At 65.5% G+C, this 24,295-nt stretch carries 20 protein-coding genes; 9 read left to right on the top strand and 11 right to left on the bottom strand.

The annotated features are described in order from the left end of the window. The first annotated feature begins 8 nt into the window (after positions 1–8). Both ACVT6V_RS14480 and ACVT6V_RS14485 read left to right on the top strand, forming a co-directional pair. Complete coding sequence (locus tag ACVT6V_RS14480; RefSeq protein ID WP_489900488.1) at positions 9–839, top strand: carbohydrate ABC transporter permease; 831 nt, start codon at positions 9–11, stop codon at positions 837–839. A 3-nt stretch (positions 840–842) separates the two neighbouring features. Further along, positions 843–2,018: an ABC transporter ATP-binding protein gene (locus tag ACVT6V_RS14485; RefSeq protein WP_489900489.1), complete on the top strand. Its 1,176-nt coding sequence runs from the start codon at positions 843–845 to the stop codon at positions 2,016–2,018. 488 nt (positions 2,019–2,506) lie between these two features. On the opposite strand, the gene ACVT6V_RS14490 is transcribed toward ACVT6V_RS14485, so the two are convergent. Both ACVT6V_RS14490 and ACVT6V_RS14495 read right to left on the bottom strand, forming a co-directional pair. After that, entirely contained in the window at positions 2,507–3,364 is an 858-nt protein-coding gene (locus ACVT6V_RS14490) for a chromosome partitioning protein ParB (protein ID WP_489900490.1), read from the bottom strand. Continuing rightward, on the bottom strand, positions 3,354–4,028 hold the full coding sequence (locus ACVT6V_RS14495; protein WP_489900491.1) for a metallophosphoesterase family protein: 675 nt from the start codon (positions 4,026–4,028) through the stop codon (positions 3,354–3,356). The genes ACVT6V_RS14490 and ACVT6V_RS14495 overlap by 11 nt, the downstream gene beginning before the upstream one ends. Positions 4,029–4,392: 364 nt before the next feature. Here ACVT6V_RS14495 and ACVT6V_RS14500 point away from each other — a divergent pair, with 364 nt between their 5' ends. Beyond that, on the top strand, positions 4,393–6,132 hold the full coding sequence (locus tag ACVT6V_RS14500) for a purine-cytosine permease family protein (protein WP_489900492.1): 1,740 nt from the start codon (positions 4,393–4,395) through the stop codon (positions 6,130–6,132). A 63-nt stretch (positions 6,133–6,195) separates the two neighbouring features. On the opposite strand, the gene ACVT6V_RS14505 is transcribed toward ACVT6V_RS14500, so the two are convergent. Further along, on the bottom strand, positions 6,196–7,317 hold the full coding sequence (locus tag ACVT6V_RS14505; RefSeq protein WP_489900493.1) for a substrate-binding domain-containing protein: 1,122 nt from the start codon (positions 7,315–7,317) through the stop codon (positions 6,196–6,198). A 124-nt stretch (positions 7,318–7,441) separates the two neighbouring features. Between ACVT6V_RS14505 and ACVT6V_RS14510 the strand changes: the two genes are divergently transcribed. After that, positions 7,442–7,900: a MarR family transcriptional regulator gene (locus tag ACVT6V_RS14510; RefSeq protein WP_489900494.1), complete on the top strand. Its 459-nt coding sequence runs from the start codon at positions 7,442–7,444 to the stop codon at positions 7,898–7,900. Positions 7,901–7,929: 29 nt separating this feature from the next. Here the strand turns inward: ACVT6V_RS14510 and fmdA are convergent, their stop codons facing one another. Next, on the bottom strand, positions 7,930–9,183 hold the full coding sequence (gene fmdA / locus ACVT6V_RS14515; RefSeq protein WP_489900495.1) for a formamidase: 1,254 nt from the start codon (positions 9,181–9,183) through the stop codon (positions 7,930–7,932). A gap of 235 nt (positions 9,184–9,418) precedes the next feature. Here fmdA and ACVT6V_RS14520 point away from each other — a divergent pair, with 235 nt between their 5' ends. Continuing rightward, positions 9,419–9,994, top strand: a complete 576-nt coding sequence (locus ACVT6V_RS14520) for a suppressor of fused domain protein (protein ID WP_489900496.1) — start codon at positions 9,419–9,421, stop codon at positions 9,992–9,994. Between the two features lie 3 nt (positions 9,995–9,997). Here the strand turns inward: ACVT6V_RS14520 and ACVT6V_RS14525 are convergent, their stop codons facing one another. Then, entirely contained in the window at positions 9,998–11,071 is a 1,074-nt protein-coding gene (locus ACVT6V_RS14525; protein ID WP_489900814.1) for a magnesium and cobalt transport protein CorA, read from the bottom strand. Between the two features lie 38 nt (positions 11,072–11,109). Here ACVT6V_RS14525 and ACVT6V_RS14530 point away from each other — a divergent pair, with 38 nt between their 5' ends. Together ACVT6V_RS14530 and ACVT6V_RS14535 are read left to right on the top strand one after the other, a co-directional pair. Further along, positions 11,110–11,730 (top strand): MarC family protein, encoded by a 621-nt coding sequence (locus ACVT6V_RS14530; protein ID WP_489900497.1) that lies wholly within the window; start codon positions 11,110–11,112, stop codon positions 11,728–11,730. Between the two features lie 10 nt (positions 11,731–11,740). Then, positions 11,741–12,685 carry a glycine betaine ABC transporter substrate-binding protein gene (locus ACVT6V_RS14535; protein ID WP_489900498.1) on the top strand — a complete coding sequence of 315 codons (945 nt, stop codon included), beginning with the start codon at positions 11,741–11,743 and terminating at the stop codon, positions 12,683–12,685. A gap of 34 nt (positions 12,686–12,719) precedes the next feature. Here ACVT6V_RS14535 and ACVT6V_RS14540 read toward each other — a convergent pair whose 3' ends face one another. The 5 genes from ACVT6V_RS14540 to ACVT6V_RS14560 form a co-directional block, all read right to left on the bottom strand. Then, the gene (locus ACVT6V_RS14540) at positions 12,720–13,334 is read right to left on the bottom strand and encodes a NifU family protein (RefSeq protein ID WP_489900499.1); all 615 of its coding nucleotides are present in this window, start codon (positions 13,332–13,334) and stop codon (positions 12,720–12,722) included. A gap of 5 nt (positions 13,335–13,339) precedes the next feature. Further along, positions 13,340–15,367, bottom strand: coding sequence for a ferrous iron transporter B (gene feoB, locus ACVT6V_RS14545; RefSeq protein WP_489900500.1), 2,028 nt, complete (start codon positions 15,365–15,367; stop codon positions 13,340–13,342). After that, positions 15,364–15,624 carry a FeoA family protein gene (locus tag ACVT6V_RS14550; protein ID WP_489900501.1) on the bottom strand — a complete coding sequence of 87 codons (261 nt, stop codon included), beginning with the start codon at positions 15,622–15,624 and terminating at the stop codon, positions 15,364–15,366. Before ACVT6V_RS14550 ends, feoB begins: the two co-directional genes overlap by 4 nt. A 183-nt stretch (positions 15,625–15,807) precedes the next feature. Beyond that, positions 15,808–16,638: an SDR family NAD(P)-dependent oxidoreductase gene (locus tag ACVT6V_RS14555; protein ID WP_489900502.1), complete on the bottom strand. Its 831-nt coding sequence runs from the start codon at positions 16,636–16,638 to the stop codon at positions 15,808–15,810. A gap of 55 nt (positions 16,639–16,693) precedes the next feature. Then, positions 16,694–18,229 carry a flavin-containing monooxygenase gene (locus tag ACVT6V_RS14560; protein ID WP_489900503.1) on the bottom strand — a complete coding sequence of 512 codons (1,536 nt, stop codon included), beginning with the start codon at positions 18,227–18,229 and terminating at the stop codon, positions 16,694–16,696. A gap of 156 nt (positions 18,230–18,385) precedes the next feature. Here ACVT6V_RS14560 and ACVT6V_RS14565 point away from each other — a divergent pair, with 156 nt between their 5' ends. Continuing rightward, a complete protein-coding gene (locus ACVT6V_RS14565) occupies positions 18,386–18,955 on the top strand; it encodes a TetR/AcrR family transcriptional regulator (RefSeq protein WP_489900815.1) in 570 nt (189 codons plus the stop codon). Between the two features lie 308 nt (positions 18,956–19,263). Further along, positions 19,264–20,154, top strand: a complete 891-nt coding sequence (locus ACVT6V_RS14570) for an endonuclease domain-containing protein (protein ID WP_489900505.1) — start codon at positions 19,264–19,266, stop codon at positions 20,152–20,154. Positions 20,155–20,354: 200 nt separating this feature from the next. Here the strand turns inward: ACVT6V_RS14570 and ACVT6V_RS14575 are convergent, their stop codons facing one another. Next, entirely contained in the window at positions 20,355–24,116 is a 3,762-nt protein-coding gene (locus tag ACVT6V_RS14575) for a multifunctional oxoglutarate decarboxylase/oxoglutarate dehydrogenase thiamine pyrophosphate-binding subunit/dihydrolipoyllysine-residue succinyltransferase subunit (RefSeq protein WP_489900816.1), read from the bottom strand. Positions 24,117–24,295: the final 179 nt, after the last annotated feature.

Genomic DNA, 24,295 nt, shown 5'->3' on the forward strand with positions numbered 1-24,295 from the left:
GGCCGGTCATGTCACGAAGTCTGTCCAGCAAGGCCTGGTGGACCATCGCCAACCTGCTGGTGGTGCTGTACGCCGTCATCCCGCTGCTGTGGATCATCAGCTTGTCCTTCAAGCCGCCGGGCGCGGTGAAGGACGGGAACTTCATTCCGCAGCAATGGACGTGGGACAACTACAAGGGCATCTTCGACACCAGCGTGTTCACCAGCGCGCTGCGTAACTCGGTCGGCATCGGTTTGATCACCACGATCATCGCGGTGCTCCTGGGCACCATGGCCGCATATGCGGTTGCGCGCCTGGATTTCCCGGGGAAGAAGTTGCTCATCGGTGCTGCGCTGCTCATCGCGATGTTCCCGCAGATCTCGTTGGTCACACCGCTGTTCAACATCGAGCGAAAGATCGGCCTGTTCGACACCTGGCCCGGCCTGATCCTGCCGTACATCACATTCGCACTGCCGTTGGCGATCTACACGCTCTCGGCCTTCTTCCGTGAGATCCCCTGGGAACTGGAGAAGGCGGCGAAGATGGACGGCGCGACACCGTGGCAGGCCTTCCGTAAGGTGATTGCGCCATTGGCCGCCCCGGGCGTCGTCACCGCCGCCATCCTGGTGTTCATCTTCGCGTGGAACGACCTGCTCCTGGCACTGTCGTTGACATCGACCGAGCGCGCGATAACGGCACCGGTGGCCATCTCCAACTTCACCGGTGACTCTCAGTTCGAGGAACCGACCGGATCGATCGCGGCTGCCGCTGTGGTCATCACCATTCCGATCATCATCTTCGTCTTGTTCTTCCAACGTCGAATCGTGGCCGGCCTGACCTCCGGCGCCGTGAAGGGATAACCCATGGCCGAGATCATCCTGGACAAAGTGACCAAGCAGTACCCGGACGGGTCGACGGCGGTCCACGAGGTCGACGTGGACATCGCGGACGGCGAGTTCATCATCCTGGTCGGTCCGTCGGGCTGTGGGAAGTCGACGACGCTGAACATGATCGCCGGGCTCGAGGACATCACGTCGGGCGAATTGCGCATCGAGGGTCAGCGCGTCAACGAACGCGCTCCGAAAGACCGCGACATCGCCATGGTGTTCCAGAGTTACGCGCTCTACCCGCACATGACGGTGCGCGAGAACATCGCGTTCCCGCTCACGCTGGCCAAGATGAGCAAGTCTGATATCTCGGCCAAGGTCGACGAGGCGTCCAAGATCCTCGACCTCGGTCCCTACCTCGACCGCAAGCCCGCCAACCTGTCCGGTGGGCAGCGCCAGCGGGTCGCAATGGGACGCGCGATCGTCCGGGCGCCCAAGGCGTTCCTGATGGACGAGCCGCTGTCGAACCTGGACGCCAAGCTCCGCGTCCAGATGCGCACCGAGATCGCCCGGCTGCAGAATCGGCTCGGCACCACGACGATCTACGTCACCCACGACCAGACCGAGGCGATGACCCTCGGCGACCGGGTGGTGGTGCTGCGCGGTGGTTACGTGCAGCAGATCGGTACTCCGCAGGAGTTGTACAACCATCCGGCCAACCTGTTCGTGGCCGGCTTCATCGGCTCACCGGCGATGAACTTCCTGCCGGGACGCCTCGGGGGTGATGCCATCGAGACCCCGATCGGTCGGATCGCGGTCCCGAACCATCAGCAGATCGTCGACAATGCGCAGAAAGCGCAGAGTAACGGCGAGGTCTTGGTGGGCATTCGGCCGGAACACCTCGAGGACGCCACTCTGGTCGACTCGGCGGCCCGGTCCGACGGGGCCACCTTCACCGCTGCCGTCGACGTCATCGAGTCGATGGGCTCGGACAACTACGTCTATTTCACGGTCGACGCACCACATGCGGCCAGCGACGCACTCGCCGAGCTCTCCGCGGACGCGGGCGCCGAGATCGGTGGCGGACAGATGATCGCCCGTGTCTCCCCAGAGTCGGGTATCACGCGGGGTGGCAACGCCGAACTGTTCTACGACCCGTCGAAGGTGGCGGTGTTCGACCTGTCGTCCGGGGCCAACCTGCGCTTGGAATGATCGGTTCGCAGGGGGCGTAGGGGTGTCGTGTTCAGACTGTTCCCACCCCGGTCCCTGAGCTGAGGGGCGAGCTTGCGTGTGTGACCACCGCTGCTCCCTGAGGAGCGAGCTTGCGGGCGGGGCCACGCCGGTCCCTGAGGAGCGAGCTTGCGGGCGGGGCCACGCCGGTCCCTGAGGAGCGAGCTTGCGGGCGGGGCCACGCCGGTCCCTGAGGAGCGAGCTTGCGAGCGTGGCCACCCCGGTCCCTGAGGAGCGAGCTTGCGAGCGTCACGAAGGGTCGGCCCTTCGTGACGCATCCTCGCAGGCTCGGAGGCTCCTCAGGGGTCGGGTTGGCATCCTCGCAGGCTCGGAGGCTCCTCAGGGGTCGGGTTGGCATCCTCGCAGGCTCGGAGGCTCCTCAGGGGTCGGGTTGGCATCCTCGCAGGCCGGTGGTGGCGTTCGTCGGCTCTCAGGCCGGCGACTCAGGGGCGGTTGGGGACGCTCGCGCCTCAGCGGCGGCGGCGACGACCCATGTCGTGCAGCTGCCGGAGGATCTCCTCGTCCCAGATGTGTTTGCGGACCAGGCGATAGCGTTCGCACGCCAGCCACATGTAGAGCTCGGCATCGCTCTCGAGGTCGGGGCGGATACCTGCCCGGTGGGCCATCCTCACCACCGGCAGGAACTCCTCGCCGAACCATCGGCGGGCGACGTCTGTGCGGCTGACGAATTCGCCCATCTCCTGGCCGAGGCGAAACCCCCAGGCCTCGACGTTCTCGGCGAGCTCCGCGTAGTCGAACGGGTCCGCCAGCCGGATCTTCTCCGCCTGGGCGCCGGACAACGGGACCCGCGAAAGGAAAAGCCTCCGATGGTCTTTGAGCAGCAGGTCCGATTCGGCGTTGATGCCCTCGGGGGAGATGCGGGTGTGGATCTCGGTGACGTATGCGTCGATGGTGTGGAAGTGGCGGGCGATCGCGATCGACACGCGATGGTGGCCGTCGAGCACGAAATGCATCGATCCGACCCGGTAGAGCTGGACGGGCGGTACCGACTCGCCGCGTCGCTGCGCGGCCGCGAGGCGTTGCCAGCGCTCGCGGATCCGCGACGATGTGGGACGGAAGTACCGATCGAAATCCTTTGTGCGGTCGACACTTCCGACGATCGAGTCAACTTCGACCTGCTGCAGTCCGAGGTAGGTCTCGCCGATACGGCCGAGCGCCGCGACGACCTCGTCGAACGGCAGGATCGTGTTCACGTCGGCCGGCTGACGGGTGAACCACGCCATCAGGCGCGACATCTCGGCATGCCGACGCATGCGCGTGAAGTCGTTCTCGGCGTCCGCGTCCGGGAATCCCGTGTCACGAGCCATGACGTCGCCTGACGATCCGGAACTCGCGGGTGCCGGGTTCGATGTCGAACTGGCAATAACCGACCACGTTCATCGAGATGGTGTCGTCGCCGATCATCTTGTCGGTGGGCCGTGTGCCGTAAGGGTGCACGTGTCCATGGACGAGGAGTGTCGGACGTAGCGTCCGAACCAGTCCGTGATAGCAGTCGAAGCCGCGATGCGGCGCGTCGTCGCCATCGCCGATCCCGCGTGCGGGGCTGTGGGTCAGCAGGATGTCGGGGGTCGGGCGTGTGCAGGTCAGACGCCACGATCGCATCCGCTGGCGAACGTCGCTGTATTGGTTGGGGCCCTCGTTGTAGCGGCGGCAGCCGCCCAGACCGCTGATCCTCAGGCCTGCGACGTCGACGGTGCGTCCGTCGGCGTTGATCGCGCCGCGCGGCCCCGGCTCATCGCTGGGCAGGCCGGCCCGCAACCATCCGGCCCGTCCCCGGCGATAGCCGGACAGGTCGCGGTCGTGGTTGCCCGGCACGAAGACACAGGGGGCGTCGCACAGCGTCGCGAGCACCTCGAGGTAGTCGAAGGGCAGATCGCCGGCGCCGAGGATGACGTCGGGACGGCCTTCGATGCCGACCCCGAAGGTCAGTGAATCCACGACCTCGTCCGCCACCGCCAGGACACGTACCATCCGTCCAGGCTATCGCCTGCTGTGACGTAATCCGTGATTCTCCGGATCGACGCCGGGCACCACTTTGCCATCTCTTTACCATTTGGCCCTGTGACCCGTTGATCCGCAACGATTTTGGTGTCCAGCGGCGTTCTGTAACGGCGTCGTGTCCGAGCCGTAAAGTTCCATGTGGAGTAGTGCCATATGGAAATAAATGGTGTTAGCTTCTCCATGACCCGGTAGGTCCCCGGGTGCACAGTCCGATCAGCACCGTTCTGAGGTCGCCGCCGCCCGAGGACGGCTCGGGGACCCTTGCGCCTTCTGTCGACACTTCGCGGCGAGAGGCACCGGGGCAGCGCCAGTCACGAAGAGAAAGTTCGGATACATGACCTCATCTGATCAGCCGGTGGGAGAAGTCCAGGTCCACCCCACGCCGTCGCCGCCGGGCACCGGTGCCTATCAGCGATTCGTGAACTGGGCATCCCAGGACACGATCGAGGACTTCTCGCTTCGATACGCACCCAAGTCATTTCGAAAATGGTCTCCGATGGCGTGTTCGATCGCGGCACTCGGCGGCATCGCCTACCTGGCCGACTACTCGATCGGCGCGTCGATCGCGGTGGCCCACGGTACTGCGAGCGCCCTGGTCGCGATCATCGTCGCCGCGGTGACCATCTTCCTGACCGGTATCCCGATCGCGTACTACGCGGCCAAGTACAACATCGACATGGATCTGTTGACCCGTGGTGCCGGTTTCGGCTACTTCGGATCGACGCTGACCAGCCTGATCTATGCGAGTTTCTGCTTCATCTTCTTCGCACTGGAGGGATCGATCATGGCGCAGGCCATGAAACGGGCCTTCCACATACCGCTGCCGCTCGGCTACATCATCGGTTCGCTGATCATCATCCCGCTGGTGTTGTACGGGATGACCGCGTTGGCGAAGTTCCAGGTGTGGACGCAACCATTGTGGCTCATCCTGTTCGTCGCGCCCATCGTGTTCATCGCGGTCGCGGATCCGGAGGGCTTCAACGGATTCCTGTCCTGGGCGGGTGACGGCGGTACCTCACGGGTGACTGCGATCGGTGTCGGCGCCGGGGCGGGCGTCGCACTCTCGCTCATCGCCCAGATCGGTGAGCAGGTCGACTATCTGCGATTCATGCCGGAGAAGTCGGAGACCAACCCGGTCCGGTGGTGGGGGGCGGTCCTGTGTGCGGGTCCGGGTTGGGTGATCCTCGGCGCCGCCAAACAGATCTGTGGCGTCTTCCTGTGCTTCTATGTGGCCGGCAAGGTCGGCTTCACCGCGGCCACCGAACCGATCGAACAGTTCCTCGGCGGGTTCGGATCGGTGATCCACAACAACGCGGTGGCCCTCGGGCTCGCGACCCTGATGGTGTTGCTGTCCCAGATCAAGATCAACGTGACCAATGCGTATTCGGGGTCCTTGTCGTGGTCGAACTTTTTCAGCCGTGTCCTGCACGTCCACCCGGGCCGCGTCGTCTATCTCGGCCTGCACATTGCCATCGCCCTGGCGCTGATGCTGGGCAACATGTTCGCGGTCCTGAACACCATCCTCGGCTTCTACTCGAATGTCGCCATCGCGTGGGTGGGAGCGATCGTGGCCGACCTGATCATCAACAAGCCGCTCCTGAAGCTGAGTCCGTCCTACGTCGAGTTCAAGCGCGCGTATCTCTACTCGATCAATCCGGTCGGATTCGTGTCCATGATGGTCGGCTCCGTCTTGTCGATCATGGCTTTCTACAACGCCTTCGGTGATTTCATGGCTGCTTGGTCGCCATACCTGGCCTTGGCCGTGTCATTCATTCTCTCGCCGATCATCTGCATCGCCACCAAGGGTAAGTACTACCTCGCTCGCCCGAACCCGATCCGCGAGGAGATCGAGAAGGAGCCGGCCTGGGCCGGACAGACGTTGCTCGACATCGTCGACAACAAGCGCTATGAACTTCCGGACATGGTGCACCACTGCCCGTTCCACAACGGCACGATCTCCTCGTTGACCTGCACGTTGACCAAGGATTGTCACGACCAGTGCAAGACGCCCGAGTACACCGAGACGGTGACCGCCGACGAACTGCGCGCGCAGTCCTCAGGTGCGATGGTCTGAGCTCGGTGGTCGGCAACTCCTGCTGTCCCGCATCGGTATCCGCAGCGGGACAGCAGGAGTCCGTCAGGAGTCGAGCTCTGCGATGACGCGGAACTCCATGTCGTCGGTGTCGGCGAGGAACACGGGTTGTTGAGTGTGGCTGCCGCGCATGTGCACTTCTCCGCGTGGGCCCGAGTACGCGACCCGTGCCGAGGTCCGGGCGATGTCACGCACGTCGAGACTGCGGGCGGCGGCCGACAATGAGGCGAGCAGGAGCATTCCCTCGTAGCAGGATTCACCGATGTTGTTCAGTGCCGGCGCGCAGCTGCCCAACCGCTGCTCGTAGCGGGCGCCGAACGACAGGCTCGATGGCGTGACGAGGCTCTCGAAGTACCCGCTGGCGGTGAACATCCCGTGAGTGCCGTCTTCTCCGCTCGCGTAGAGAACATCCTCGCCGATCATCATCGACAGACGCGTGTGGCGGTCGTCGAGGCCCGCCTTCGCAAAGCTGCGGTTGAACGCCGCGTTGTCGGCGCCGACCATGAGTACCAGGACCCCATCCGGGTCCGCGTGGCGGATGAGATCGAGCATCGGCTCGAACTCCCGGCTCCCCAACGGTACGAAGGCGTCTCCGACGAAGTTCATACCGGACGAATGGATGAACGAACGGGTCACTGCCGCCGTGCGTCTCGGCCAGACATAGTCATTACCGACCACGCACCAGGTGCGAACGCCCCGGTGGTCGCGCAACCACCGCATGGCGGGGAAGAGCTGTTGGTCGGGTGTCTCGCCGACCATGTAGACGCCGTCGTTCGTCTCGCCGCCTTCATAGAAGGTGGTGTACACGTACGGGACTCGGCCGGCGGTATGCGGTGTGATCACTTGCCGGGCGTTGGACAGATGCCATCCGACGACGCCGTCGACGATCCGTTCACTGACCAGGTGATCCATTGTCTGCGCCAGGCGGGTCAGCGGTGCGCCGGCATCGACGACATGCAGACGAACCGGGCGGTCGAGAATCCCTCCCGCCGCGTTGATGTCGTCGACGGCCATCTCGGCGGTGACCTCGCAGGAGGGGCCGAACATGCCGGCCGGTCCGCTGAGTGGGACCACCAGTGCGATGTCGACGGTCGGTCGGAGCGCATGCCGAGAATTGTCAGGTGAGGGGGCCACAATTGCCGCCTTGGTCGGGGACAGTGAGATCACGACGACGTGAGTCCCGCCCGGCGATCAGCCGGAGGAAAACGTGGTGTAAACATACTCCCTTCCAGCCGGGACTTCTCGTCATGATGACCGATTCATGATCGTGCACCGGTACTCTTGAGCCACCATGGAAGAGTCCGTCAATACCCACGCCGTCGGGGCGCACGTTGTCGAGGAGCTGTCACGCCTGCTGAATGCCGTGGCGCAGCAGGTGGATTCGGCGGTGTCGGTCGAGCTCGAGGGCATGACCGTCAACCAATGGCACGTGCTCGCGGCGCTGGAGGGCGGGGCCGGTGCACCCATGTCGACACTGGCCGCCGCGACGTTACTCCCCGGCCCGAGTCTCACCCGACTGATCGACGGCATGATCGATGACAACCTGGTCTATCGCAGGGTCGACGACACCGACCGTCGGCGGGTTCTGGTCTTTCAGACGCGGCGGGGCGCAACGCTGTTCACTCGTATCGGGACCCGGCTGGATGCCGCCGAGTCGGTGGCGGCCCTGCTCACCGATCCCGACGGCACGCCCGCACGGCTCCTGGAACTGATCCGGACGATCCGGGGAGTCGATTCCACCGCACTCTGAACAGAATGCCCGGTGCGGGCGCCCGCTGCTCAGAAGGAGGCGCGGGGCGCTCCCATCCCGGGGTCGATCCGGACCGGTCCGTCCTTTGACGGTGCGATCGGGAAGTCGAAGATCGCGGTGGGGATGTAGACCGTCGCACAGGAATTGGGGATGTCGACCACACCGGACAGTCGGCCCTCGATGGGTGCGGAGCCCAGCAGGAGGTAGGCCTGCTCCGGGCTGTAGCCGAATTTCGTCAGGTAGTCGATCGCGTGCAGGCAGGCGCGCTGATACGACAGGTCGGAGTCGAGGTAACGCTGCTCGCCATCGAGGGTGACCGAGGTGCCGGAGAACGCGATCCACTCCGAGTATTGCGGGTCGGTGTTGCCGGGCATGAAGATCGCGTTCTCGCTGACCCCGTAGGTCGCCATGCCCCCCTTGATGAGGTCGACGTGCAGGTCCATGAACCCGCCCATCTCGATGGCGCCGCAAAAGGTGATCTCGCCGTCGCCCTGTGAGAAGTGCAGGTCGCCGAAGGAGAGATTGGCGCCGGGAACGAAGACGGGATAGAAGACGCGGGTGCCCTTGGTGAGGTTCTTGATGTCCTGGTTGCCGCCGTTCTCCCGGGGCGGCGCCGTGCGGGCCGCCTCCGCGGCCACGCGGTCGTACTCGGCGCCGGTCAGGGTCCCGAGGATCGCGTCCTTCGGCTGTGGTGGCAGCGCCAGCGGTGGTACCCGGTCCGGGTCGGTGGCGATCAACGCGGCCTCGCGGGCATTCCATGTTCCGAGCAGAGCGGATGAGGGCGCTGTGCCCATCAGTCCGGGATGGACGATGCCGGTGTACTTGACGCGCGGAACGTGCCTCGACGTCGCGCTCTGGCCGCTGAAGTCCCAGATCGCCTTGTAGGCGTCCGGGAACTGCTCGGTGAGGAATCCGCCGCCGTTCTGGGTGGCGAAGATGCCGGTGTAGCCCCAGCCCTGCCCGGCCAGCGGACCCGAATCCTCCTGGGGGATCGGGCCGACATCGAGGATGTCGACGATGAGCAGGTCCCCGGGTTCGGCGCCTTCGATGGCGAACGGTCCCGAGAGGACATGGACGCCGTCGAGGGGTGCGTTGAGAATGTCGTCGGCGGAGTCGTCGTTGTGGATGGCGCCGTCGAACCACTCACGGCAATGGGCACGGAATGTGTCACGCGGCTTCACCGTGACCGCGGCCGGGATGTCCGGGTGCCAGCGGTTGTGGCCGACGATCTGCTGATCGGTGAACGACTTCGACGAATCCAACGGGAAGAGCAACTCGGGCACCGGACTGACCTCCTGGGGCATTATTGTTCCGTATGGAACTATTCCATCTACACGATATCTCGGAAGTGGATCGACGACGTTAATTACGTATGACGGGAACTGCGCAGGGCAGGCGGCGGAACCGGGTCCTGTGCCCGAGCGGATCCCGGGCCGTGCGCGGAAGTCTCCGTCGCGAGTGTCGACGTCGGGGCGGTGAGATGTCGTGGTGCCGGCGCGGTGCCCTACGGTAGGTCTCGTGAACGACCGTGTCACCGATCGCATCCTGCGCCATCTCGTCGAGGTGTTCGGCGCCGAGCCGCAGCGGGCCTCCGTGACCTTCCTGGGTGTCGAGCCGATCGATGTGCTGCGCTTCGTCGACGGCGCCGACGTCGTCTACGTGACGGTGGGCTGTGCGCGGCATCCGATGGCGGAGCCGACGGACCTGCACGCCGATCCGGTCCGGGGGCCACGTGCCGAACTGGTGATACGCATGCATGGCGGGACCGCGCTGCCCGGGCTGCACCGGCGCATGGCGACGCTGGCGGCTGCGCCGTCGGTCGAGGGGCTCATTCTCGCCGAGGACGCCTTGCTCGACCTGTCCGAACCGATCTGGGATGGCGCGGCGCCGACGGCATTGATCCTCGAACCCGATGCCCTCGGCGAATTGCCGCTCGACGATCCGATGGAACCGGCCCGGTTTCTCCGGGCCATCCCCATCACTGCCAACGAGGCCGCCTGGGTGCGATTGAAGGGCGCCGACGCGCTGCGCGAGGCGTGGCGTGAGGCGGGGATCGATGTGATGGCGGCCGACCGGGCGGCCGCGAAACTGTGACGGTCAGAGCCAGTGGTGACGCCGGAACACCACCCACAGGGTCCCGCACGTGACCAGAAGGAAGAGCAGCACTGCCGGGTAGCCCCACACCACGTGCAGTTCGGGCATGTGGTCGAAGTTCATCCCGTAGATGCCCGCGACGAGGGTGGGCACTGCGGCGATCGCTACCCATGACGAGATCTTGCGCATGTCGGTGTTCTGCTGGATGCCCACTTTCGCCGCCGCCGCGCCGAGCAGGGAGGTCAGCACCTCGTCGTACTCGACGACGCGGTCGATGACCGTGGTCAGGTGATCGGCGACATCCCGGAATCGACGGCGGACCTCCTTCGGTACGAGCGCGTTGTCGGCGGTCAGTCTGGCCAGTGGACCGGTGAGCGGTGTGACCGCGCGCCGGAGTTCGAGCACCTCACGCTTGAGGAGGTAGACGGGGTCGATGTTGAGCCACCGCTGCGGTCCGAACACCGCCGACTCGATGGCGACGATGTCGGTCTCCATCTCGTCGGTGACCGCGAGGTAGCTGTCCACCACGAGGTCGGCGATCGCGTGCAGGACTGCGGTCGGCCCGAGCACGAGGCGTTCGGGCCGGGCTTCGAGACGACGTCGGACCCCGGACAGATGTGTGTGGTCACCGTGTCGGACCGTGATCACGAAATCCGACCCGACGAAGATCATGATCTCGCCGGTCTCGACGACCTCGCTGGCCTTCTCCATCGACTCGTGTTCGACATACTTCACCGTCCGCAGAACCAGGAACTGGGTGTCGTCGTAGACCTCGAGCTTGGGGCGCTGATGGGCGTGTACGGCATCCTCGACGACCAGTTCGTGCAGACCGAACACCTCGCCGACGCCCTGCATCTGTTCGTCGTCGGGTGCGTGCAGACCGAGCCAGACGAACCCTTCTCCGGTCGAACGCACCTGCCGTAGGGCATCGGAGTAGGAGATCCGGCCGGGCTGGCGCTCGCCGTCGATGTAGACCGCACAATCGACGACGGCACGTGCCGCCGGTATCCGGATCCGGGGCAGGGGCCGTTTGTCACGTCGCGGAGGAACGAGTCCTCCCGGACGTAGGTGCGGCATCGAAGGCACATCAGGGATGCTACTCGTAGGATCACCGCGTGCCCTTCGACGTGACCGTCTATACGACGACGCTGATCACGCTGGTCGTGATCATGGATCCGCCGGGTCAGGTGCCCGTCTTCCTGAGCCTCGTCGGACACCGCTCCCCGGAGTACCGCAAGCGGGCGGCATGGCAGGCGCCGATGGTGAGTCTGTTCGTCATCAGCGTCTTCGCCGTCGGGGGCAAGGCGATCCTGAACTACCTGCACATCGGGATCCCGGCCCTGCAGGGCGCCGGCGGACTGCTCCTCCTGCTGGTGGCCCTGCAACTGCTCACTGGTCTCGGCAACGCCGGGAATCCTCAGGCCAGTGATGATGTGAACGTCGCGCTCGTCCCACTCGGTACGCCGCTGCTCGCGGGACCCGGAGCGATCGCCGCGGTGATCGTGGGCGTCAGCGCGGTGTCCGGGGATGTCGGCGGTTACGTCGCCATCGCTGCGGCCATCATCAGCGTCCACCTCATCGTGATGATCGTGCTCCGATACTCGACCGTCCTGATCCGACTTCTCGGGGTCGGCGGGATCACCCTGCTCGCCAAGATCGCGGGCCTGCTGCTCGCGGCGATCGCCGTGCAACTCATCGCCGACTCCATCGCCGGGTTCATCGCAGCGGGCGGCTAACGTGGGGCGCGTGATCAAGCGCGCAGCGACAGCGATCCTGATGACCTGTGCCCTCGCCGTGGCGGTGGTCGGCTGCTCGGACGACGCCGACCGAGGTGAGCTGGTGGTGGGATCGACCGGGACACCGGCGATGTCCGTGATGTCCGAGGTCTACGCCGGCGCTCTGCGCAACGCGGGCAGCTCGGTGTCGACGACCATGGAGACCGGGGACTATCGCGACTTGCTCGACGACATGGACGCCGCCACCGTGGATCTCTTTCCGGCGTTCAGCGGCCTCCTGCTCGACCAACTCGCGCCCCAACTGACCCCGCAGACCCCTGATGACGTCTATAGGGACCTGAATCGTTCACTCCCGCAGGGGGTTTCCGTTGGCGATCCGACGATGGTGACAGCCACGCCGGAGGTCTTCGTCGCGGCATCGATCGCCGACCGCGGCAACGTCACGGACCTCACGGATTGTGATCGCCTGCCCGCCGGTTCGCCGCTGGTGGTCGTGGGCCGGCCGGATCAGGGGGTCATCGAGGCATTCACCGCTGCCGGCTGCCGGTTCGGCCCGGTCGAGTCCGTGGGGTCCGTGTCCGACGCGGCCGCTCGGGTCGCCACCGGCCGGGCCGTCGGGATCCTGACTCCGCTCGACGTCGCCGGCGGTGACGCAGAGGGTGCGATCGGCGACATCAGGGCCTTGCGCTCGGCGTCCCCGGCGACGGAGAGCACGACGCCGAGCACGACGTCGCCGGCGACGACCACCGACGTCGCCGCCGCGGTGGGTCCCCGGCCGCAAACTCTCGTACCGGTCTACCGCACGGGTGCGCTGTCGACCGATCAGGTGAAGACGATGAACGTGGTCGCCGGCGAGATGACCACCGCGGACCTCGCAGGGCTCGCGCAGCGGGTGAGCGAGGGCGCGAACGCACACGAGGTCGCGACCAGCTGGCTCGCCGAGCACGGACTCTGACCGGCCGGGTCTGTCGACGACCTTCGCCGGAGGGTCAAGGCCGGCGGCCGCGCTCGACCGGTGGGTCGTCGGTGCTGGCCAGCGAGGAGAATCCGGGTTCGCGTCGCAACCGCGATGCCAGGTTACGACTCAGCGTGACGTTGGCCGCGGCGCAACCATGGCATGCGCCCCCGAGCGCCACGGTGACGATGCCGTCGTGGACGTCGACCAATTCGATCCGACCGCCGTGTGAGGCCGCATACATGCCGAACTCGCCCTGCAGGATCGTCGTCACCGTCTGGGCGAGCTCGCGGTCGGCGGCGCGCGCGGTATCCGAGGTACTGATGTCGCTGTGATCCGACGCTGCACCATCGTCGGCAGATGGCTCGTCGTCGGGCCAGCCGCCCGGCGCCGACAGCACGTCATAGAGGGCCGACCGCACGCGGGCGCCGTCGACCGATGTGGGTGGCGCATCGGCGAACGTGGTCTCGACCCGGCCGGGCTGTACCCGAACCGCGGTGAGAACGCCATCGTCGGCCAGAGCCCGCAGCGGACCCGGCAAACGCTCCCGGGGTACCGATCCTGTGACGCGCACGAGCCCGGGCCCCACGCGCCATCGGATGGTCGATCCGGACTCGGGATCGGCGGTGGGTATCAGCAGGACCGACACGATGCCTACCGGGTGACCGCGGCAGTGATCTGGTGCCCGATGAATCCGGCCACCCAGGCGAGCACGAACATGTAGCTCCATGCGATCGCGGGCCACTTCCAGGAGTTGGTCTCCCGGCGCAACGCGCCGATCGTCGACATGCACTGCAGGGCATAGACGAAGAACAGCAGCATGGCCACGATCGTCGGTGCCGAGAACACCTTCTCACCCTGATGAGGTCCGTCGGTGTAGGTCATCGTCGACAGTGCTTGCGACGGGTTGTCGGGATTCTCGGCCGAGGCGATCTGTCCGAGCGTCGAGACCACCACCTCGCGTGCGGCGAACGAACCGAGGATGCCGATGTCGATGCGCCAATCGAAGCCGAGGGGTTCGAACACGGGCTCGACGAACTTGCCGACGGACGCCGCGAAACTGTTCTCCATGACGTAGGAGCGGGCCGCCGCCTCGCCGGCCGTCCGGGCGTCGTCGGCGGTGGCGCCCTGGGCGAGCTGGGTGGCGACCGTGTCCGACTCGACCTTGGCGGCCTCGGTGCTGTGGGCGGGCAGCGACAGCAGCAGCCACAGCGCGACCGAGGTCAGCAGGATGATCTTGCCGACCTTGCGCAGGAACATCCGCGTGGAGTCCCACATCATCAACATCACCGATTTCGGCGACGGCGTCCGGTAGGGCGGCATCTCCATGTAGAACGGCAGCAGTCCGCTGCGCAGGGATTTCGTTCGTTTGAACAGCGCCGCCGCCAGCATCGCCGACGACCCGCCGAGGAAATACAGGGCGAACATCACCGCGCCCTGTGCGCCGACGGGGCCGAACCGCGCATCGGGAGGTACGAGCAGGCCGATGAGCAGCACGTACACCGGGATTCGGGCCGAGCAGGTCATGAGCGGCGCGGTGATCGCGGTGGCGATCCGGTCCCGTGACGACGGCAGGGTCCGGGTCGCCATGATGCCGGGCACGGCACACGCGAACGATGACAGCATCGCGACGAAGGCCCGTCCCTCCAGACCCGCCCGGCTCATCACCCGATCGGTGAGGAATGCGGCCCGCGACATGTAGCCGATGTTCTCCATCAGTGCGATGAGCAGGAACATCAGCATGATCTGGGGCACGAAGGTCAATACCGTGCCGACACCACCGATGAGTGCGGTGGACAGGAATTCGGCCAGGACCGGCGTCGACACGTGATCGGTCACGATGCCGCCGAGCCAGGAGAAGAGGTTCTCGACCCATCCCTGCAGCGGTGCGGCCACGGTGAACACGATCTGGAAGAAGACGAACATGAAGGCCAGGAACAAGGCGCTGCCCAGCATCGGGTGCAGCAACCACCGATCGATCGTCACGGTGCGGGTGTGTTCGGCCGGAGCGCGGTAGCCCGACAGCAGCACGACCGAGTTCACCCAGTCGTCGCGCTCGGGGCCCGGCTCGCATGGCGGCGGGATCGGCGGTCGGCTCCAGGACGTCGGGTCGGCCAGGAGCTCGCGGACACCTCCGAGGCTGGACACGCGCGTCCCGATCACTGCGCGAACCGGGACGCCGAGCACCTCTTGCAGGCTCGACACGTCGACCGTGCCACCCCGGGTTTCCATCTCGTCGGTCATCGTGAGGACGACCGCCACCGGAATTCCCAGGTTGAGGGTCTCTGCGACGAGAGCGAGGGATCGACGCAACGTCGTACAGTCGACGACGACCAGTGCGGCATCGGGCCTTTCGGCTGCAGGCAGCGTGCCGTTGAGGAGGTCGGCGACCACCTGCTCGTCGGGGGAGATGGGGTCCAGGCTGTAGGCGCCGGGCAGATCCTCGAGTTCGATCACCGACGACGTTCCGGCCGGATCGGGTGCCGGGATCTTGGCACGGCCGACCGTGCGCGCCACGGTGACGCCCGGATAGTTGCCGGTCTTCATCCGTAATCCGGTGAGGGCGTTGAAGACAGATGTCTTGCCCGCGTTCGGGCTGCCGATGAGGGCGACGGTCCCGGTGCCATGGTCACCGCCGGAAGACCGGGAGGGGCCGGCGCCGGGTCCGTGACAGTCCGTCACTCGGTCGCCTCACACATGATCTGGGCGGCCTCTCGCGCTCGCAGGCAGATGTCGTAGTCCATCACGCGGTAGATGCTCGGATCGCGCATCGGGGCGTTGCGCACCTTGGTGACCTCGGCACCTGGTACGAAGCCGAGGCTCGCCAGCCTGCGGGTCACCTCGGGCGGGCATGTCGCCGCGATGCCGCGGACGCGTCGTCGCTCGCCGATCCTCAGATCGGCGAGACCACCGGTCACACCCATACGCGAAACACTCATCACACCCTCGATCCCCAGCGGGGTGCCGGGATGGAACCCCAACGCCAAGACTCCACCCATAGTAGGTTCGGCTTGCCTTCGTGCGGGAGGGTCTTCAGTCACCAAAACCGCCCCGCGCGAGGCGGGGCGGCCAGGGTTGTCAGGGTTGTCGGTGTTGTCCGATCGGCGCCGCTCAGTTCGCGGTCAGTTCGCCTTCGAGAGCGCCCATCCGGTCACTCGCGCGGTGATGCCCTGGTAGCCGGATGCAACGATGCGGACCCAGAGGTCGAGCAGTTTCGCGTCCGTGCCGACCAGGACCCTGGCACGGTTCTTGCGGACTCCGTTGATGATGACGTCGGCGGCGTCCTCCGAGGACATCCGCGCGAGATAGCGGTCGAAGAAGTCCGCCGACTCCTTCTGGTCGTGGTCGCCGGAGGTGGTCGCGTTGCGCGCAATGGCCGTCTTGATCCCACCCGGATGCACGCAGGTCACCTTCACCGGGTGCTTCGCCAGGATCATCTCCTGGTTCAGCGCCTCGGTGAAGCCGCGGACCGCGAACTTGGCCGAGTTGTAAGCGGCCTGCCCGGGTTCGGCGAGCAGACCGAACAGCGACGAGGTGTTGACGATGTGACCGTCACCGGACTCGATGATGTGCGGCAGAAACGCCTTCGTGCCGTTGACGACGCCCCAATAGTCGACATCCATCACGCGCTCGATGTCCTTGAACTCCGTGCGCTCGATCTCGCCGTGATGGGCGATACCCGCGTTGTTGAAGATCACGTTGACCTTGCCGTAGTGCGCCACAACGGTTTCCGCGTAGGAGAGAACCGCTTCGCGCTCGGCGACGTTGAGTATCTGCGCGTGGACCTGCGCACCGGTCTCGCCGACCAACTTCTCGGTGGCCGCGAGACCTTCCGGATTCATGTCGGAGATGGCGAGTTTGGCGCCCATCCGCCCGAGCTTGACGGCGAGGTCGCGGCCCATGCCCGACCCGGCGCCGGTGATGACGACGACCTTGTCACGAAAGTCTTTCACTGTGTACTCCTCGTTCGGATCGGGGGATCAGACGGTACGGATCAGACCGTGGGGATCAGACGGCAGCCGTCGCCGGCTGCGCCTCGGCGGCGGGGGAGGCGGTGGCGCGTTGTCCGCGACGCTCCACATCGTAGGCGGCGATGTCGAACCGCTTGGTGATCCGCCGGAAGTTGAAGGTGAATCCGGGCCACAGCGTGGTGATGTTGCCGTGGTGGTCCTTGTACCAGGAGGCGCAGCCCCCGTTGACCCACACGCTGTTGCGCAAGCTGTGCTGGATCCCGTTGTTGAACTCCCGCTGCGCGTCGAGCTTGACGTCGGTGCGGGTGATGCCTTGCGCGCGAGTGGTCTTCAGGTAGTCGACCAGATAGTTCAGCTGCGATTCGATCATGTAGACCATCGAGGTGTGGCCGAGTCCGGTCGACGGTCCGATCATCAGCATCATGTTCGGGAAGCCGTTGACGAAGGAGCCCTTGTAGCCCTGCATGCCGATCTCATCCCACACGCTGGTCAGGCTGCGACCGTCGGCGCCGACGATCTTCTCGAAGACGGGGGAGTCGGTGACGTGGAAGCCGGTGGCCACCACGATCACGTCGACCTCACGGCTGCTGCCGTCCTTGGTGACGATGCCGGTCTCGGTGATCGAGTCGATGCCGTCGGTGACCAGGTCGACGTTGCCGCGGGCTATCGCCGGGTACCAGTCGTTGGACCGCAGGATTCGCTTGCAGCCGACCTGGAACGACGGGGTGACCTTGCGTCGCAGTTCCGGGTCTTTGATGGCCCGCGCGATGTTCGCCCGGCACACGAGCTCGATCGGCTTGAGGCTCTTCGGGGAGTAGGTGAGACCGAACGCGGTGACCTCGTTCATGGCGTAGACGGCTCCACGCACCGCGGACTGGAATCCGGGCACGTTCTCGTACGCCCAGTGTTCGGCGCCGGTGTAGGCGCGTTCGGTGCGCGGCACGATCCACGGGGCGGTGCGCTGGTAAACGTCGAGTCGGTCGACGACCTCGGCGAGCTCGGGCACCAGCTGGATCGCCGACGCGCCCGTGCCGATCACGGCGACACGCTTCCCGGCGAAGTCGAAATCGTCGTCCCACCGGGCCGAGTGGACGATCTTGCCGCGGTAGGTGTCGAATCCGTCGATCGCGGGCAGGTTGGGCTCGCACAGGGGTCCGACGGCGCCGACCATGATCTGGGCGCGGACCTGATCCCGCTGACCGTCGCGGACGACATCGAGAATCCAGCGGCGTTCGTCCTCGTGCCACTGCGCGTTCTCGACCTCGGTGCGGAAGCGGGTGTGGGCGCGCACGGAGTGCTCGTCGGCGACGTCGTTGATGTAGCGGTGGATCTCCGGCTGGTGAGAATATGACCGTGACCAGCGCGGATTGTGGGCGAACGAATAGGAGTAGAGCTGTGACGGGACGTCGCAGGCCGCGCCCGGATAGGTGTTGTCACGCCAGGTGCCGCCGAAGTCCGCCCCGCGATCCAGGATCACGAAGTCGTCGAATCCGTTCTGCTTGAGTTTGATGGCTGCGCCCAGGCCGGAGAAGCCTGCCCCGACGATGGCGATCTGTACATCGATCATTGTCATGGTCTCACCATAGAGGTCTACTGAATATGCGTCAATAGTCTGTTGAATGTTGGTCAATAAGGCCCTACGGTGGGGTTCATCAGCAACGACGGCGGAAAGGACACCTACACTGTGGCAGTGACCCCAGGTTCTGTGCCGACGGTGAAGCGGACCCGGATGAGTCCCGAGGCGCGGCGCGACCAGCTCATCGCGTTGGGCCTCGCCATGGTGCGTGAGCGCCCACTCGAGCAGGTGTCGATCGACGCCATCGCCGAGTCGGCGGGTGTGTCGCGGGCACTGCTCTTCCACTATTTCGAGTCGAAGCAGGATTTCCACGTCGCCATCGCGCGGGCGCAGGCCGACGAGATGCTCGAGTGCACCACGCCCGATCCCGACCTCGGCGATCCGATCGCGATGCTCTCCGGGTCGATGTCGGCGTTCATCGACTATGTGAGCGCGAACCGCAAGGCCTACATGGCGTTCATGCGTGGTTCGTCCAGCGCCGATCCGGCCATGCGTGAGGTCTTCGACCAGACGCGCGCCGTGATGGCGGGACGCGTGCTGGATCATGCGCCTGCGTTGGGGATCGAGGTGACCCCGGTCGTCGAGATGACGGTCCACGGCTGGATCTCGTTCGTGGAGGAGACCACCATCAGCTGGTTGACCGACCCGGTGATCACCCGCGAGCAGTTGCTGGCGGTGATCACCGCAGCGCTACCGGCGCTGGCATCGGTCGTCCAGCCCTGACTCCTTCGCTGACAGAATCCGGAATCTCGCCGACAGAACCCCAAAACGCGCCGACAGAACCCGGCATCTCGCCGACAGAACCCCGAAACGCGCCGACAGAACCCCGAAGCCTGCCGACAGAATCCCGAATCTCGCCGACAGAACCCCAAAACCCGCCGACAGAACCCGGCATCTCACCGACAAAACCCCGAAACGCCCGACCGAATCCCGACGAGCGTTCGCAGGTAAATCTGTGGACAGCCGCCGAGTTATCCACATGTGCGTGATCTGCCGCCACTGGCGTCGCGTTCGTACCGTCCAATGTCGTCATGACACGAACACCCGCCGACGATCGATACCTGGTGCGACGCAAGAAGGCAGTGGCGGCTGCCGACATGTCCGCCGAGCAGTTCTCTGCGGCGTTCACGCGGTTGCACGGGCACAACTACGTCGATCGCTCAGCGATTCTCGCGCCCCGTGAGCGCATCGTCGCGACCGCCCTGTCCGCACCGGATGACGTGGTTGTCGCGGGCATCGCCGCGAAGGTGATGCACGGCGGCAAGTGGCATGACGGAGACTTCACCGTCGAATTGATCCGTGCTCCTGACGCCGGCAACAAACGAGGCCGTGGGCGTGCTGTGCATCGCACCGAACTCGATCCCGATGATGTCGTCGAAGTCGACGGCATTTCGGTGACCTCGGTTCGTCGAACCGCGCTGGACATAGGCCGTGTGCCGCCGGAATGGCGCGCGCTCGGCCACCTCGATGACCTGGCTCGGGCGACCGGTCTGTGTCCCGAAGACCTCGTCGACTACGTCGAGAGGTTCGGGGCTCGCCGCGGTATCCGCCAATTGCGTGCTCTGATACCGATGATCGACGGCAGGTCGGAGTCGCCGCCCGAGAGCTGGCTCCGGCTACTCATGTTCAAGGGTGATCTCCCGACACCGGACCTGCAGGTGGAGGTGGCCGATCCGCTCACCGGCCACATCTTCGCGCGGATCGACCTCGCATACGAGAGACTCAAGATCGCGATCGAGTACGACGGCGAAGAGTTCCACTCCACTCCGGAGCAGCGAACGCACGACGAGGCACGTGATGCCAAGCTGATAGCACTCGGTTGGATCGTCAAACGCATCACCGCAGACCGGATGCGGACTGATCAGTGGGGAATCATCATGGAGCTCGAGCAGGCGCTGCGCGCACGCGGCGGGTTCTTCTGAGTGTTGTATCGAACGGGTTCTGTCGGCAAGATTCGTGGTTCTGTCGGCGAGATTCCGGGTTCTGCCGCCGCAATCCTGGGTTCTGTCGGCGCTATTCCGGGTTCTGTCGGCGGGATCTGGGGTTCTGTCGGCGGAGACGACGACGGCGGGTGTCCCGGAAGGGACACCCGCCGTCGTGGTCGGATCTTGCTTGGGTCAGATCAGGAGAAACACTCGTCGAGGATCTCCTGCTGCTCCACGGCGTGCACCTTGCTCGAGCCCGACGACGGCGCCGACATCGCGCGACGCGAGATCCGGCGGAGGCCGCTGAGGACATCCGGCAAGACCTCGGGCAGCCACAGACCCAGGAACGGCCACGGGCCCTGGTTGGCCGGCTCCTCCTGAACCCAGCGGAAGTCGTCGGCATTCGGGTACTGCTCGAGCGTGTTGCGCAGGCGGCGGTGCGGCACCGGGTAGAGCTGCTCGATGCGGACGATCGCCACATCGTCGCGCTTCTCCTTGTCGCGGCGCGCGGCGAGCTCGTAGTAGAGCTTGCCGCTCACCAGCAAGACGCGCTTGACCTTGCTGCGATCGCCGCCGCCGACGAACTTCGGGTCATCGAGGACGGAGCGGAACTTGTCGTCGGTGAATTCCTCGACTGGTGAGACGGCGTTCTTGTTGCGCAGCATCGACTTCGGGGTGAAGACGATGAGCGGTCGGCTGATGCCGTCGAGAACATGGCGACGCAGCAGATGGAAGTAGCTCGCCGGCGTCGACGGCAGCGCCACCGTCATCGATCCCTCCGCACACAGCTGCAGGAACCGTTCGATACGGCCCGAGGTGTGGTCGGGGCCCTGGCCCTCGTGTCCGTGGGGCAGCATCAGGACGACGTCGGACAGCTGGCCCCACTTGGCCTCACCCGACGAGATGAACTCGTCGATGATCGACTGGGCGCCGTTGACGAAGTCACCGAACTGCGCCTCCCACATCACCAGCGCGTCCGGGTTGCCGACCGAGTAGCCGTACTCGAAGCCGACGACCGCGAACTCCGACAGCGGCGAGTCATAGACCATGAACTTGCCCGGGGCGTCGTCGCCTTCGATCGTCTTGAGACGGTTGAGTGGCGTGTACTCCGAACCGGTTTCGCGGTCGATGAGCACCGAGTGACGCTGGGTGAAGGTGCCGCGCCGGGAGTCCTGACCGGACAGTCGAACCATCCGGCCCTCGAGGACGAGGGAACCGAAGGCCAGCAACTCGGCGAACGCCCAATCGATGTTCCCGTGGCGGGACATCTCGTGGCGACGTTCGAGGACGGGCTTGACACGCGGATGTGCCTCGAACCCCTCGGGCGTGTGCAGGAAGGCGTCGCCGATGGCCTCGAGGACCTCCTTGTCGACCGCGGTCACGAGCCGTGTCGGCAGCGTCTGGTCGGCCTGGATCGACGGACTCGGCTCGGCGTGATACTTCTCGAGTTCCTTGACCTCGTTGAACACCCGCTCGAGCTGTCCCTGGTAATCCCGCAGGGCGTCCTCGGCCTCCTTGGTCGAGATGTCGCCACGACCGATCAGGGCTTCGGTGTAGCTCTTGCGGACGCCGCGCTTGGTGTCGATCACGTCGTACATGGCCGGCTGGGTCATCGACGGGTCGTCGCCCTCGTTGTGGCCGCGACGACGGAAGCAGACGAGGTCGATGACGACGTCCTTGCCGAAGGCCTGCCGGTAGTCGACGGCCAGCTTGGCGACCCACACGCAGGCCTCGGGATCGTCACCGTTGACGTGGAAGATCGGCGCGCCGATCATCTTGGCGACGTCGGTGCAGTACTCGGTGGAGCGGGAGTGCTCCGGCGCGGTGGTGAAGCCGACCTGGTTGTTGACCACGATGTGGATGGTGCCGCCGGTCCGGTAGCCCGGGAGCATCGCCATGTTCAGGGTCTCGGCGACCACACCCTGGCCGGCGAAGGCGGCATCGCCGTGCAGCATCAGCGGGAGGACCGAGAACTGGTCGTCGTCGTCGAGCAGATCCTGCTTGGCACGGACGAGTCCCTCGAGAACCGGGTCGACCGCTTCGAGGTGGCTGGGATTCGCGGTCAGCGAGACGTTGATCTCGTTGTCGCCGAACATCTGGTAGTACTTGCCCTCGGCGCCGAGGTGGTACTTGACGTCGCCGGAACCGTGGGCCTGCGACGGGTTCAGATTGCCCTCGAACTCGGTGAAGATCTTCGAGTACGGCTTGCCGACGATGTTGGCGAGCACGTTGAGGCGACCGCGGTGCGGCATACCGATGACGACTTCGTTGAGGGTGTGCTCGGCGCCCTGATCGATGACGGCATCCATCATCGGGATCACGGCTTCGGCGCCCTCCAGTGAGAAGCGCTTCTGTCCGACGTACTTGGTCTGCAGGAAGGTCTCGAAGGCCTCGGCCGCGTTCAGCTTGGAAAGGATGTACTTCTGCTCGGCCACGGGTGGCTTGACGTGCTTGATCTCGACGCGTTCCTGAACCCAGCGCTGCTGCTCGGGTTCGAGGATGTGCGTGTACTCGACGCCGACGTGGCGGCAGTACGCGTCGCGCAGGATCGACAGCACGTCGCGCAGCTTCATCTTGTCCTGGCCGTGGAATCCGCCGACGTTGAACGTGCGGTCGAGATCCCAGAGGGTCAGGCCATAGGTGAGCACATCGAGGTCAGGGTGGCTCGCCCGCGCGTCGCTGTCCATCATCAGCGGGTCGATGTCGGCCATGAGGTGTCCGCGATTGCGGTACGCGGCGATGATCTCCAGCACGCGGGTGCTCTTGTCGACGAGACCCGCGGGGATGTCCCGACGCCACCGGACCGGCTCGTAGGGAATGTGGAACGCGGTGAAGATCTCGTCGTAGAACGCGTCGTCGAGCAGCAGCTCGTGGACGGTACGCAAGAAGTCGCCGGACTCCGCACCCTGGATGATGCGGTGGTCGTAGGTGGAGGTCAGCGTCATGAGCTTGCCGACGCCGAGCTCGGCGATCTGCTCGTCGCTCGCGCCCTGGAACTCTGCCGGATACTCCATCGCGCCGGCGCCGACGATCGCGCCCTGACCCTTCATCAGGCGGGGCACCGAGTGGACGGTGCCGATGGTGCCCGGGTTGGTCAGCGAGACGGTCACCCCGGCGAAGTCGTCACCGGTGAGCTTGCCGTCGCGGGCGCGGCGCACGATGTCCTGATAAGCGTTGTAGAACTCGGCGAAGCCCATGGTCTCGCACTTCTTGATGGCCGCGACCACCAGCGTGCGGTTGCCATCCTTGCCGACGAGGTCGATGGCCAGGCCGAGATTGGTGTGGGCCGGGGTGACCGCGTTGGGCTTCCCGTCCACCTCGGCGAAGTGTCGATTCATGTTCGGGAACGCTTTGATCGCCTGGACGATCGCGTAGCCGAGGATGTGGGTGAAGCTGATCTTGCCGCCGCGGGTGCGCGCGAGATGATTGTTGATGACGATGCGGTTGTCGATCATCAGCTTGGCGGGCACGGCGCGAACGCTGGTGGCGGTCGGGATCTCCAGCGAGGCCGACATGTTCTTCGCGATCGCGGCGGCGGGCCCGCGCAGGACCTTGTTCTCGTCGGCCGAAGGTGTTGCGGAGGCGCCCTTGGCCGCGTCCTTCGACTTGTGTGATCGGGCCGAACCGTCCCGGCTGGCGGTGCTCTGACCGGATGCGGCCTTGGTCGCGGTGGACTCCTTGGCCGGTCCCGGCTTACGGACGGCGGCGGTGGCGGCGGGCTGCTGGTCCAGGGTCACCTGCTTGGTCGGCTGCTTCGGCCGCGGCTGCTGCGGGGCCGGTGACGGAGCTTCCGAGCGGGGCGCCGCAGGTGCAGGCTTGGCGGTGGCGGTGGTGCTCGACCCGCCGTTCGCGGTGGTGGTGTCGGCGGGAGAGCCGTTCGAGTTCGGATCGTAGGTGGCCAGGAAGTCATGCCAACTCGGATCGACCGACTTGGGATCCTTCTTGTATTGCTGGTACATCTCCTCGACCAGCCACGTATTTTGTCCGAAGTCTGAAATCGAACTGCTCACAGCGCTTACTCGCCTCAATTCCCTCTGGTGTCGGGTCGCTTGTCACCAAGGAAGTCCCTTGTGAAGACTATCGGTGAACCACCTGCTGATGCTACGCGGGCGCGGCATGCTGCGTGCGTCTGACCTCA

The sequence above is a fragment of the Gordonia sp. LMA167 genome, assembly GCF_058130025.1.

Excerpts from the sequence above, each read along its gene's own strand:
- ACVT6V_RS14480 (WP_489900488.1), top strand. The coding sequence starts at position 9 with ATGTCACGAAGTCTGTCCAGCAAGGCCTGGTGGACCATCGCCAACCTG.
- ACVT6V_RS14485 (WP_489900489.1), top strand. The coding sequence starts at position 843 with ATGGCCGAGATCATCCTGGACAAAGTGACCAAGCAGTACCCGGACGGG.
- ACVT6V_RS14490 (WP_489900490.1), bottom strand. The coding sequence starts at position 3,364 with ATGGCTCGTGACACGGGATTCCCGGACGCGGACGCCGAGAACGACTTC.
- ACVT6V_RS14495 (WP_489900491.1), bottom strand. The coding sequence starts at position 4,028 with ATGGTACGTGTCCTGGCGGTGGCGGACGAGGTCGTGGATTCACTGACC.
- ACVT6V_RS14500 (WP_489900492.1), top strand. The coding sequence starts at position 4,393 with ATGACCTCATCTGATCAGCCGGTGGGAGAAGTCCAGGTCCACCCCACG.
- ACVT6V_RS14510 (WP_489900494.1), top strand. The coding sequence starts at position 7,442 with ATGGAAGAGTCCGTCAATACCCACGCCGTCGGGGCGCACGTTGTCGAG.
- ACVT6V_RS14525 (WP_489900814.1), bottom strand. The coding sequence starts at position 11,071 with ATGCCGCACCTACGTCCGGGAGGACTCGTTCCTCCGCGACGTGACAAA.
- ACVT6V_RS14550 (WP_489900501.1), bottom strand. The coding sequence starts at position 15,624 with ATGAGTGTTTCGCGTATGGGTGTGACCGGTGGTCTCGCCGATCTGAGG.
- ACVT6V_RS14560 (WP_489900503.1), bottom strand. The coding sequence starts at position 18,229 with ATGACAATGATCGATGTACAGATCGCCATCGTCGGGGCAGGCTTCTCC.
- ACVT6V_RS14565 (WP_489900815.1), top strand. The coding sequence starts at position 18,386 with ATGAGTCCCGAGGCGCGGCGCGACCAGCTCATCGCGTTGGGCCTCGCC.
- ACVT6V_RS14570 (WP_489900505.1), top strand. The coding sequence starts at position 19,264 with ATGACACGAACACCCGCCGACGATCGATACCTGGTGCGACGCAAGAAG.
- ACVT6V_RS14575 (WP_489900816.1), bottom strand. The coding sequence starts at position 24,116 with ATGTACCAGCAATACAAGAAGGATCCCAAGTCGGTCGATCCGAGTTGG.